This is a genomic window from Peribacillus sp. FW305-BF15 (assembly GCF_058783805.1).
This window is the reverse complement of the sequence record NZ_JBYSYV010000001.1, coordinates 141,610-153,798: the sequence shown is the minus strand read 5'-3', so window position 1 is coordinate 153,798 and position 12,189 is coordinate 141,610. Positions and strand designations below refer to the sequence as shown.

Below are 12,189 nucleotides of genomic sequence, written 5' to 3'. Positions count from 1 at the left end.
TCGTTTCAGTGTTTTTTCCTGTTCTTTTTCTAACATAAATTTGTGTTTTCGTTTTAAGGGCATGATTAGGTGTAGTCTTTTTTCCGTACACATGTAAGACTTCTAGAGTGTGGGGAAAACTAGAACAAAACATTTATGGATTCAATTGCAAAATAAAAAGAGGCACGAAAAGTACTATTCACTCGTAATCAAAGGGAAGGTGCCCTGCCACCCTAGTTGAAAGCTAACTGATGATTTGAAGTAAACTCTGTGGAGAAGAGTCTCAACAGAGTTTTTCTTCATTTTTCTTATTTTGTGCCGCTAAACCATATTCCAATTCTCTATTACTTATAGAACCTTTATTTTTTCTGGAATTCGGGAGAAAATAGGATTAGAAAGTCCCTGAATCGGCGCTTGGCTTTTTTGTGTTCATGGCAAGTGCAATAAACCGATTGAGGTAGTGTAGAGAAAAGCACCGTTGAAGTGGAATTTAATCCAGACATGTACCATAACATTAAAAAAAGAACGTGCGAATTGTAGCACGATTTCTTTTAGAGTAACATATACTTTACCGGGGTATGGTTTATATTTTGTATGGTTTATCATTACCCTGGCCGTTGATTGTTTCCATACATCCTGTGGAAAAAGGAAATGGCGTTTATACTCTGAATTTCTACCTGCCTGAATACTCTTATGATGCGTTTGTTGATAGTAAACCCGGAAACCTTGTCATCAGGTTAGTCCGATAGAGTTTGAGGTTGATAAAAATATGAGGAGAATTTAAGTTTTATGATAAAGTCAATAGCTATCCATTTGCTATAGAGGTCAAATAATAAGGAAATGGGGAATTTATATGAACTTAGATGGGGTTAGCAAACATCTATTAATTTGCAACGGGAAAACATGCACGAAAAATGGAGCAGAAGAAGTAACAGAGACGATTAGGGGGGAATTGAAAAACTTAGAACTACAAAAGGAGATTCACACAACAAAAACATTATGCAACGGCCAATGCAAGCATGGTCCGATCGCTATTCTATATCCACAAGGAACCTGGTATAGAGAAATGGATAAAACAAAAAGTAAAGAGCTTATTCATAAATTGAAAGAAAATGACAATGTTCATCTAGGCTCTGAACTTTATTATCATGATGGGAAAACATTCAAGAACCAGAAGAGTGAATGAACTGTAACATCTCACTTCTATATCTAAAAAGGGTTTCTGTATATGACGCTTTTCTGAAAGAAAAAAATTGCGTTATTCAGTGGACTGATCATTTTTACCCATCAGTCGATAATTTAATCAATAGAGTTTACATCTCCCCATTAATCCTAATTGAAAATTGTTCTCTTAGAAAATTCAACAGTTTTACCAATATGAAAAAAATACCGGTTCTTTAAGAACGGGTATTTTTTATATAACATTACCTCAAATTCTTTCCTGGATGGCGGAAGAGGTAACTTTTATTTACCTCATAATAATTTCACTAGCTTATCATTATCTATCTTGATATGATTGATATGCCTGTCTAAATCTTCGAAAAATATCGAAAGTTCGGTGTAAAAATGAATCTTATGACCAAAGATTTACTGATTAACTTTTTACTTATCCTTTTTCCGATCTTTTTATTGCAAATGAGCTATCTAGTGAAGTACGTATACCGTTTAGATGCATTAAAAGGATCCTTCCTATCGATTTTTCCTATTCTTTCACTTGTTCTATGCATGCTATTTCCCGTTGTTATAGAAGAGGATTTTGTTTGGGACCTTAGATGGATCCCTTTTCTGTTAGGCGGTTTATATGGAGGCTATCGGTTAGGAATCATATTGATAGTCATCACTCTTGTTATCCGCTATTTATCAGGGGGTGATAATGGATTTTATATATCATGCATCACTTTTCCACTAGTGGGTGTTTCCTTGTTTTTTATATCTAAATACTATTTGAAACTCTCTGTCAGTAAAAAAATTATCATCGGTATATCATTAATCTTCATTGTACATATTCTCACGCAGTTTATTTCAACAGTAGTATTTGAACTTACTATCGGCATAAGTCTATGGAAACAATACTTCACGATCCAAGTCATTGGAATTGTTGTTGTAATCTTACTATGGGAGGTCATCCTCACTAATTTTCAGGTTCTCGAAAAATTAGTGAAAGCGGAAAAATTGCAAATCGTTAGTCATCTGGCTGCTAGCATATCTCATGAAGTCAGAAATCCCCTTACAGTTACCAGGGGATATATACAAATGTTAAGCGAAGACGTTTCTTCCCATACAAAGGTCAGATATGCAAATATTGCACTGAAGGAATTGGATCGGGCCACGGATGTCATTAATGACTATTTGACATTTGCTTCCATAAGCCCTGAAAACACGGAGCGATTAAGGGTATCGGAGGAAATTCAGCATGTCGTGAACAGCATAAAACCCCTTGCTAACAATAATGGAATAGAATTGAAGTTATCACTAATCGAAGATGGAGCTTATTCTATCATGGGTGAAAGGAAGAAATTCCAGCAGTGCTTGTTCAATATCCTAAAGAATGGCATAGAATCGATGGACCATGCTGGCGAAATATACATAGATTTAATTCGTGCTGCCTCCACCATCCAAATTAAAATCCAAGATCAGGGAATTGGAATGACACAGGAACAGATATACCGTTTAGGTGAGCCTTACTTCACGACAAAAAATAAAGGGACGGGGTTGGGTATGATGGTTTCATATAGCGTTATCAAAAGCATGGATGGTACGGTACATGTGTCAAGTGTACAAGGGAAAGGGACATGTTTCTCCATTAACCTGCCCATACATAAATACGAGCCTAATTGAGTTTAGTGTAAATTGACAGTTTTAAAACTCATAGATTACAATTTAAGTAAACTACCAATATTATGAAATGATTCAATGACGCATTTGATACCTAAGGGAGATGATTGCATGAAATCGCTTACAGATGGACAAATCATTTGGGAACCGACAAAGGAACAAATCGAGCAAACGGTATTGACTCAATATGTGAAATGGTTAAAAGAAAAGAAAGGTTTAACATTTCATGACTATCATGAATTATGGAAATGGTCGGTAGATGAACTGGAGCAATTTTGGGCTTCAATTTGGGATTATTGTGATGTAAAAGCCGGCAGGAAATATGACAGGGTTATAGCGGAGCAATCTATGCCAGGTGCGAAATGGTTCGAGGGGGCAAGGCTTAATTATGCTGAAAATGCATTATTGAATGATCAAGAAGAGAAAACGGCGATTTTTTTTCGCTCCGAACATATCAGGCAGCAAGAGGTTAGCTGGAAAGAGCTGAAAGAAAAAGTGGCATCTGTCGCCCATTCATTAAGGAAACTTGGTGTGAAATCAGGTGACCGTGTTGTTGCCTATATGCCAAACATACCCGAAGCGGTGATAGCTTTCTTGGCAACAGTGAGCATAGGTGCCATCTGGTCCAGTTGTTCACCTGACTTTGGGGCAAGAAGCGTCATAGATCGTTTCAAACAGATTGAACCAGTTGTATTACTGGCGGTTGATGGATATCAGTACAATGGAAATGTATATGATAAAACATCGGTCGTCTCCCAGCTTAAACAGGAATTGGTCTCTGTCAAGCATACCGTGCTGGTTCCTTACATAGAAAAAAAGATTTTGGAAGTGAATCTGGCAGATACAGTTCCTTGGGATGACCTATTAAAAGAAAAGGCAGAATTATCTTTTGAAAGTGTTCCTTTCGATCATCCGCTTTGGATTCTCTATTCATCAGGTACAACCGGGATGCCAAAACCGATTGTACAAGGGCATGGCGGTATATTATTGGAGCATTTCAAATCAACAAGAATCCATCAAGGCATGACTTCCGAGGATACCGTATTCTGGTTTACGACGACAGGCTGGATGATGTGGAATCTCCTTATGGGTGGTTTGCTTAATGAAGGGACCATCGTCCTTTATGACGGCAGTCCTTCTTATCCGAATATGGATGTTCTTTGGGAATTGGCGCAAGATACAGGCATGACTTTCTTTGGAACAAGTGCACCATTCCTTACGAATTCCATGAAGTTAGGAAACAAGCCCCTGGGAAAATATGATTTATCGAAATTGAGGGCTCTTTTTTCAACTGGAGCTCCATTATCTGGAGACGGTTATAAATGGGTGTATGAAAATGTCAAGAAGGATATCTGGCTCAGTTCATCCAGTGGCGGGACCGATGTATGTGCCGGATTTGTGGGCGGTGTTCCAACATTGCCCGTGAGGATCGGAGAGATACAAGGAAGGGCATTGGGTGTTTGTGCGGAAGCCTTTGATGAGCATGGTCAAACATTGATTAATGAAGTCGGTGAATTGGTCATTACGAAACCGATGCCGTCCATGCCGCTTTATTTCTGGAATGATCAAGATGGGAAAAGATACTACGAGAGTTATTTCGATACGTATCCTGGCACATGGAAACATGGTGATTGGATAAAGATCGATGACAAGGGCAGCTGTATCATTTATGGACGTTCCGACTCGACCATCAATCGTTCTGGTGTACGGATGGGAACTAGCGATATCTACCGGGTCGTCGAAGCGATAGACGAGGTAATGGAAAGCCTAGTCATTGATAGGGAAGTGCTTGGCCGCGGTTCCTCACTGCTGTTGTTCGTAGTCCTTAAGCCCGGGGAAAGTCTGGATGCAGCATTGACGGCAAAAATCAAGGAACAAATCAGGGGGCATGTATCCCCTCGCTTTATTCCTGACCAAATCCATGTCGTTGAACAAATTCCTAAAACGTTGAACGGAAAGAAAATGGAAGTCCCGATACGTAAAGTATTATTAGGTTTCGAGTTTGATAAAGTAGTGAATGCAGACTCCATGGGAAATCCAGAATCGCTACAGTTTTTTAAAGAATTGGCACTCGAGTTGAATGAGAAAAAAATATTCTAGTATTCAGGCGGAGCAAAAAGCTTCATCTCAAACTGTAGACAATCTCGATGAATATCGAGTTTATCTACAGTTTTTTTAGTGTTTTGTGTAATTTATACGTTGATTTCCACTCAAGGCACTCGCTTTCCGCGGGCGGTCCGGGAGCCTCCTCGGCTCCATTGCGCCTGTGGGGTCTCCCCTGGACTCGCTTTTCCAGCAGGAGTCTCGTACCTTCCGTTCCAATCAACTTTGTTTTAATTTTTAAATAGACCCCTTTTGTCTACAAACTGAGAAGGAACAAAAAGCTCCGTCTTTTTAAATTTCTCTTGATTGAACTTAGAGATGATTCTCCAACGAGCAACTTCTCCATTTCTGGATACTGGTCTTTGATTTTAGAAGGTTATGCCATATGCCATCTAAATAAAATGTGCTGTTGGAAATATTTTCTTGACAATTTAAAAACAGATGAATAGAATAAAACGGAAAGTCAGTAAGTACTGACGGTCTATTCGGAGGAAGTGAGAGCATGAGTAGCAGTAATAAGCTTAGTACCGATGATAAGCTGCTGTTGGCGGCAATCGATCTAATTGCAGAGAAAGGGTACAATGGTGTTTCTACTCAGGAAATTGCTGGTTCCGCAGGTTTTAGTGAAAAAACACTATTCCGTCGGTTTGGAAGCAAGCAAAATCTTTTAGAAACGGCATTTGACCGATATCATTATGCTGAAGAGATGACCAAACTTTTTAATGAAGAGCAAATCGTGTGGGATTTGCATTCAGATTTACTACTGATCAGTCGAACATATCATGAAATCATGAATCGTAACCGGAAAATGATTATGATAAGTATCAAGGAGGAAGGCAATTTACCTGGTTTTAGAGAAAAAACACAAAAGCATCCCCGACAGTTACTGGGTATTTTGACAAACTATTTTAACACGATGCATGAAAAAGGAAAGCTTATTCCCACAGACCCAGAGCTTCAGGCGTTGTCGTTCATGATGATGAATTTTGGTGCCTTTATGAACAATCTGGATGCCGATGAGAACTATCCAACCGTGTCCCTGGAGGCATTTATCATGGAGAGTGTGCAAACATTTACTAGGGCTTTGACTCCCTAGTTTTTGAATAAGTATAATGATAGTCAGTACTGACATACCATGGTGATTGTAAAGGAAATGCCAATTTTTAATGAACTAAAAATAGTTTGAAGACAGGAGATTATGAATACGAAATCAAGTAATACAATAGTATGGATTAATGTATTTACAGCTAAAACAGGCAAACTAGATGAATTGGTTGCTATCCAAGCTGAAGAACTGCTCAATTTCAAGAAGGGATCACAAGGTGTTCCCGGTTGGATCAGCAGCCGTTGGCATCGTTCTGTAGATAATGATAAGGCAATTATGGTAACGACCTTTGAGAGTATTGATTTTCATAAAAATTGGTTAGAAAAAAGTGAATTCGGAGAACATCTTAACAAAATAAAGCATCTCATTGAAGATACAGAAGGTGGGTACTACACGTTAGTGGAAGAGATTGAAAATATGTAAATCCATCATCTTATAAAGGTTATATTCTTAAAACAATTAATTGGCCAGTCAGTTTTTACGAGGAGGAGAAAACATTGGAAAAATTAAAGATTGGAATTATCTTAGGAAGCACACGAATAGGACGCGTAAGTCCACAAGTGGGAAATTGGGTTAAAGAAATAGCTGATAAACGAGAAGATGCAACTTATGAAATTGTCGATATCGCAAATTACAAATTGCCGTTTTTTGGAGAAGGCACTGGTAAAGAACCAGGATTATTAGCTTGGTCAGAAAAACTCTCTAGCTTGGATGGTTTTGTGTTTATCGTACAAGAATATAATCACAGCATTACAGGGGCATTAAAAAACGCACTTGATTCCGCACGTGATGAATGGAACAACAAAGCTGCGGGCATCGTAAGCTATGGTTCAACTGGCGGAGCCCGTGCAGCCGAACATTTGCGTGGCATATTAGGGGAATTACTAGTTGCGGACGTTCGTGTAAATCCAACATTATCGCTATTTACAGACTTTGAAAACTTCAAAACGTTTAAACCAGCTGATTTACACCTTGGTAATGTCCATGCAATGCTAGATCAAACAATTGCATGGAGCGGTGCGCTTAAAAATTTACGTTAAGCTTGATAGTTTACTAGCTAGGTCCTTCCTTTCTAACTATTTAACAAAATTCATGTTAGTAAATACTGAAACCTAAATAAAAGGTGTATAAAGAGCTTATTCCTAAGCTTAAGCAGGCTGCTTTTCACATTCAAACCATCTTTGAACTTCAGTTATAAGTGAATTCGGATCGTATATTTTAAACAAAACGAGACAAAACGAGACACCAATCTCATTTTGTCTCGTTTTGTTTCTGCTGAAAATAGTTAATGTCCTAATTTTACCGCCTCCCATTTTGGCACGGCAATTGCACTATATAAGATTGACTCGCTATTACTGATTGGGGGCTGAAAAATGGAAACGGTTCAATCGAATGAAATAAAGTTATCTCAGGACAAGGCTTATTGGATGTACAAGAAAATGCTGGAGATCAGAAAATTCGAAGACCAAGTTCATGAATCTTTTGCAAAAGGGATTTTACCTGGGTTTGTCCATTTATATGCAGGGGAAGAAGCGGTTGCTGTTGGTGTATGTGCCCACCTATCCGAAAAGGACAGCATTACAAGCACTCACAGGGGGCATGGCCACTGTATTGCAAAAGAATGTGACCTAAACGGGATGATGGCTGAAATCTATGGGAAAGTGACCGGGCTTTGCAAAGGAAAAGGCGGTTCAATGCATATTGCCGATTTGGACAAGGGGATGTTAGGTGCAAACGGGATAGTCGGCGGAGGCTTTCCGCTCGCATGCGGTGCAGCATTAACTGCCAAGTATAAAAAGACCGATCATGTTAGTGTATGTTTTTTTGGTGATGGTGCCAATAATCATGGGACATTCCATGAAGGGATAAATCTGGCGGCAATCTGGAAGCTGCCCGTAATATTCATCGCTGAAAATAATGGGTATGGAGAAGCCACGCCTTTCAACTATGCTTCTAGCTGTAAAACGATAGCCGATCGGGCGATAAGCTACAATATCCCGGGTATCCGGGTGGATGGGAAAGATGTATTGGCCGTGTATAAGGCTGCTGAAGAAGCCGTTCAGAGGGCTCGCAGGGGAGAAGGCCCATCATTGATCGAATGCGTTACTTATCGTAATTATGGCCACTTCGAGGGAGATGCACAGAAATATAAAAAGGAACAAGAAAAAAAGGAACATAAACAAGAGAAAGATGCGATTGCCCTATTTAGGAATTACTTACTGAATCAGAATCTGCTGGCGGAAAAAGAACTGATTTCTCTTGAGAATGCCGTTGAGGAATCTATTAAACAAGCAGTTAAGTTCAGTGAAGAGAGCCCATATCCAGAAGCGTCCGATTTATTAAACGATGTTTATGTATCTTATTAAACCATAAAAGGAGGAATTGAGATGAGTAGAAAAATCAGTATGTCGCAGGCAATAAATGAAGCAATGGCCATTGCAATGAGAAAAGACGAGAATGTCATCCTTATGGGAGAAGATGTAGCCGGCGGTGCAGAGGTCGATCATTTGCAGGATGACGAAGCATGGGGTGGCGTCTTAGGTGTCACGAAAGGATTGGTTCAAGAATTTGGCCGGGATAGAATTCTTGACACACCCATTGCGGAAGCAGGATATATGGGAGCGGCAATGGCAGCCGCTTCGACAGGCTTGCGACCGATAGCCGAGTTAATGTTCAACGATTTCATTGGCAGCTGTTTGGATGAAGTATTGAATCAAGGTGCGAAATTCCGCTATATGTTTGGCGGTAAAGCACAGGTTCCCGTGACGATCCGTACGATGCATGGCGCAGGGTTCAGGGCTGCAGCTCAGCATTCACAAAGCCTTTATGCCTTGTTCACCAGCATTCCAGGATTGAAGGTCGTCGTTCCCTCATCCCCCTATGACGCAAAAGGGCTTTTACTTTCAGCCATTGAAGATAATGACCCTGTCATCTTTTTTGAAGATAAAACACTATACAACATGGTTGGAGAGGTTCCGGAAGGCTACTATACAATCCCAATCGGCAAAGCCGAAATGAAAAGGAAAGGCTCGGATTTGACGATCGTTGCCATCGGTAAACAAGTTCACACCGCAATGGAGGCTGCTGAAAAACTCACAGCTAAAGGAATTGAAGTTGAGATTGTCGACCCGCGGAGCTTGTCACCACTGGATGAAGAATCGATTCTCTCCTCTGTGGCAAAAACAAATCGTTTGATCGTGATCGATGAAGCGAACCCAAGATGCAGTGTCGCAACGGATATTGCCGCACTGGTGGCGGATAAGGGGTTTGATACGCTCGATGCGCCAATCAAGAGGATTACGGCACCACATACACCTGTCCCTTTTTCTCCACCGCTTGAAGATATTTACCTTCCTACATCAGAAAAAGTGATACAAGCCGTTTCAGAATTATTAGGGGAACCTTCCATTCTAGGAGTATAAATAAATCCAGATGCATGCTCCAGCTTTTTCGCATAGAACTGCAAAGGTTGGAGCAACAAAACCAATGATGGATAAAACAAACCATTATGAAGGGAGAAATTAGATATGGCTGTCGAAGTGGTAATGCCGAAATTGGGCATGGCAATGAAAGAAGGCACTGTTTCGTTATGGAGTAAGGCTGTTGGGGATCCAGTCCAAAAAGGTGAAGCAATAGCCAGCATCAATTCAGAGAAAATAGAAATGGATATTGAATCTCCAGCGGAAGGTACGATTCTGAATATAGCTGTTCAAGAAGGACAAGGCGTACCTCCAGGAACCGTTATCTGTCATATCGGAGATCCGAATGAAAAAATAAAGATCGATGAACCTGTTGCTGTAGAGACCCAGTTGAAAATTGATGAACAAGAAAAGCCGAAAACAAACGAGTCCCCCACTTTGCCTATAGGAGATCGATTGATGATCACTCCGGTTGCACGAAAAATGGCACAGGCAGCGAATCTTGACATTGAGATGATTCAAGGCACCGGGCCAGGAGGAAGAATCACTAAAGAAGATGTCCAGAAAGTAATGGAGAAAAGGGATTCCATCCCGGTAAATACAGAAGAAAGAATAGTTCCGCCAAAACCTGCTATAGAGAGTCAGCAGCAGATTCCTGTTAAGGGAATGAGGAACATCATTGCCAAACGTATGAAAGAGAGCTTGCAAAGCAGTGCCCAATTAACGCTAACGCTGAAAGTTGATGTCACTGATCTAGTCATTTTGCAAAAACAGGCTACAGAAACGCTGCAAAAATATGAATCAACTAAATTGACTATAACGGACTTTGTTGCCAAGGCTGTCGTGCTTTCACTTAAAGAGCACCCTAAAATGAATAGTGCCTATATTGAAGATAACATCATTTTGTATGAGTCTATCCATCTTGGATTAGCGGTGGCCTTGGAGAATGGACTAGTTGTTCCCGTCATTAGAAATGCCGAAAATTGTACCCTAAGACAGTTATCGAATAAGGGGAAGGAGTTGGCCCGGTGTGCACGTGACGGTCAATTGCCAATTGAAGACATGCAAGGTTCCACTTTTACAATCAGTAACCTCGGGGCATATGGCGTTGAGCATTTTACACCGATTCTCAATACACCGGAAACGGGGATACTCGGAATTGGCACTGCTTACGATACCCCGCTTTATATTGGCGAAGAATTGGAGAGGAGAACGATTTTGCCACTCAGTTTAACTTTTGATCACCGTGTACTGGACGGGGCACCCGCTGCTGCCTTTTTACAAACACTAAAACGGTATTTAGAAGAGCCGATCACCGTGATTTTATAGAAAAGGAGGGAAAGACTTGAATCGTATAGTTATTATAGGCGGAGGTCCTGCAGGGTATGTAGCGGCAATCACTGCTGCCCAGCAGGATAAGGAAGTCATATTGGTAGTCGATGGGCCATTGGGCGGAACCTGTTTAAACGAAGGCTGCATGCCAACGAAGTCATTATTGAAAAGTGCCGATACGTATGACTTGGTGAAAAATGCAGGGCAAATAGGAATTCGCCTTTCCCTCAATTCGATTGAAGTCGATTGGGATACCGTACAGGAACGAAAAAGAGAGGTCATTTCTAAACTTGTGAACGGCATTCGATATTTAATGGGTAAGAATAAAATAAAAGTTATACAGGGCAGGGCTTCTATCCTTTCAAGCAATCGACTGCGGATCGAGAACGGAAATGAAAATGAAGTGATTGATGCAAGTAAGATCATCATTTCAACGGGGTCTGAACCGATTCCACTACCTTTTGCGCCGTTTGATGGTGAATGGATCATCCACAGTGGTCATGCCATGTCACTTCCTGCTATTCCCGATTCCCTGCTAATTGTCGGAGGCGGCGTCATCGGATGTGAATTTGCCAGCATTTATAGCAGGATGGGCACCGAGGTTACCGTTATCGAAATGGGGGAAAAGCTGCTTCCAGGGGAAGATGAGGATATCACCAGCATTCTGCATGAAGAATTGAAAAACCAAGGCGTTACGGTCCATACCTCCACAGCTGTCAAAAACATCAATGCAACCAGTAAAACGGTATATTTAGAGAATGGCGATGGCAAATTGGAAGAAATGCATGCTGATTACGTACTCGTATCTATAGGGAGAAGACCAAGAGTGAACGGAGTAGGCTTAGAGGAAAACGATATTGATTTTTCCCGACTTGGCATCTCGGTGGATGATCGAATGCAAACAAGCAATCCAACGATTTATGCCTGCGGTGATGTGATAGGAGGCATCCAACTTGCCCATGTAGCTTTTCATGAAGGACGGGTGGCGGCCCTGAATGCCTGCGGTCAATTTGCACAAGTGAATTACCGGGCAATCCCTCGCTGCATTTATACCTCCCCGGAGATTGCCAGTGTAGGCTTGACCGAAAAAGAAGCGCGTCAAAAATATGGTGAAATTAAAGTTGGTGAATTCGCTTTTTCGGCAAATGGGAAAGCTGCCCTTTCCAATAAACCGGTAGGAAAGGTCAAAGTCCTAGTGAACCCACAATATAATGAAATTCTAGGTTTTTCCATTGTCGGTCAGCATGCAACAGAATTGATTGGACAAGGGACGATCATGCTGCATGCAGAAATAACGGCAGATATGTTGGAAGATTTAGTGGCGGCGCATCCAACCTTGTCGGAATCCATACATGAAGCTCTTTTAAATGTAGTGGGTCAAGCTGTGCATTCCTAAAATAAATAAGTTTTTTTACT

The 12,189-nt window shown here is 40.8% G+C and carries 10 protein-coding genes; all 10 read left to right on the top strand.

Annotated elements, in window-relative coordinates:
* Positions 1–832 precede the first annotated feature (832 nt).
* The 10 genes from AC3WLU_RS00645 to lpdA all read left to right on the top strand — a co-directional run bounded on the left by AC3WLU_RS00645 (position 833) and on the right by lpdA (position 12,169).
* The gene (locus tag AC3WLU_RS00645; protein WP_400449274.1) at positions 833–1,165 is read left to right on the top strand and encodes a (2Fe-2S) ferredoxin domain-containing protein; all 333 of its coding nucleotides are present in this window, start codon (positions 833–835) and stop codon (positions 1,163–1,165) included.
* 461 nt (positions 1,166–1,626) lie between these two features.
* Positions 1,627–2,817 (top strand): ATP-binding protein, encoded by a 1,191-nt coding sequence (locus tag AC3WLU_RS00640; RefSeq protein ID WP_492596588.1) that lies wholly within the window; start codon positions 1,627–1,629, stop codon positions 2,815–2,817.
* Positions 2,818–2,925: 108 nt separating this feature from the next.
* Entirely contained in the window at positions 2,926–4,914 is a 1,989-nt protein-coding gene (locus AC3WLU_RS00635; RefSeq protein WP_492596587.1) for an acetoacetate--CoA ligase, read from the top strand.
* Between the two features lie 505 nt (positions 4,915–5,419).
* Positions 5,420–6,013, top strand: a complete 594-nt coding sequence (locus AC3WLU_RS00630) for a TetR/AcrR family transcriptional regulator (protein ID WP_063591155.1) — start codon at positions 5,420–5,422, stop codon at positions 6,011–6,013.
* Between the two features lie 102 nt (positions 6,014–6,115).
* The gene (locus AC3WLU_RS00625; RefSeq protein ID WP_492596586.1) at positions 6,116–6,445 is read left to right on the top strand and encodes an antibiotic biosynthesis monooxygenase family protein; all 330 of its coding nucleotides are present in this window, start codon (positions 6,116–6,118) and stop codon (positions 6,443–6,445) included.
* A gap of 74 nt (positions 6,446–6,519) precedes the next feature.
* Positions 6,520–7,062 carry an NADPH-dependent FMN reductase gene (locus tag AC3WLU_RS00620; RefSeq protein ID WP_440438495.1) on the top strand — a complete coding sequence of 181 codons (543 nt, stop codon included), beginning with the start codon at positions 6,520–6,522 and terminating at the stop codon, positions 7,060–7,062.
* A gap of 333 nt (positions 7,063–7,395) precedes the next feature.
* Positions 7,396–8,388 carry a thiamine pyrophosphate-dependent dehydrogenase E1 component subunit alpha gene (locus AC3WLU_RS00615; protein ID WP_492596585.1) on the top strand — a complete coding sequence of 331 codons (993 nt, stop codon included), beginning with the start codon at positions 7,396–7,398 and terminating at the stop codon, positions 8,386–8,388.
* A 21-nt stretch (positions 8,389–8,409) separates the two neighbouring features.
* On the top strand, positions 8,410–9,444 hold the full coding sequence (locus AC3WLU_RS00610) for an alpha-ketoacid dehydrogenase subunit beta (RefSeq protein WP_098865818.1): 1,035 nt from the start codon (positions 8,410–8,412) through the stop codon (positions 9,442–9,444).
* A gap of 105 nt (positions 9,445–9,549) precedes the next feature.
* Positions 9,550–10,770, top strand: coding sequence for a dihydrolipoamide acetyltransferase family protein (locus AC3WLU_RS00605; protein ID WP_492596584.1), 1,221 nt, complete (start codon positions 9,550–9,552; stop codon positions 10,768–10,770).
* A 16-nt stretch (positions 10,771–10,786) separates the two neighbouring features.
* The gene (gene lpdA, locus AC3WLU_RS00600; protein WP_063576234.1) at positions 10,787–12,169 is read left to right on the top strand and encodes a dihydrolipoyl dehydrogenase; all 1,383 of its coding nucleotides are present in this window, start codon (positions 10,787–10,789) and stop codon (positions 12,167–12,169) included.
* The last annotated feature ends 20 nt before the right edge of the window (positions 12,170–12,189 follow it).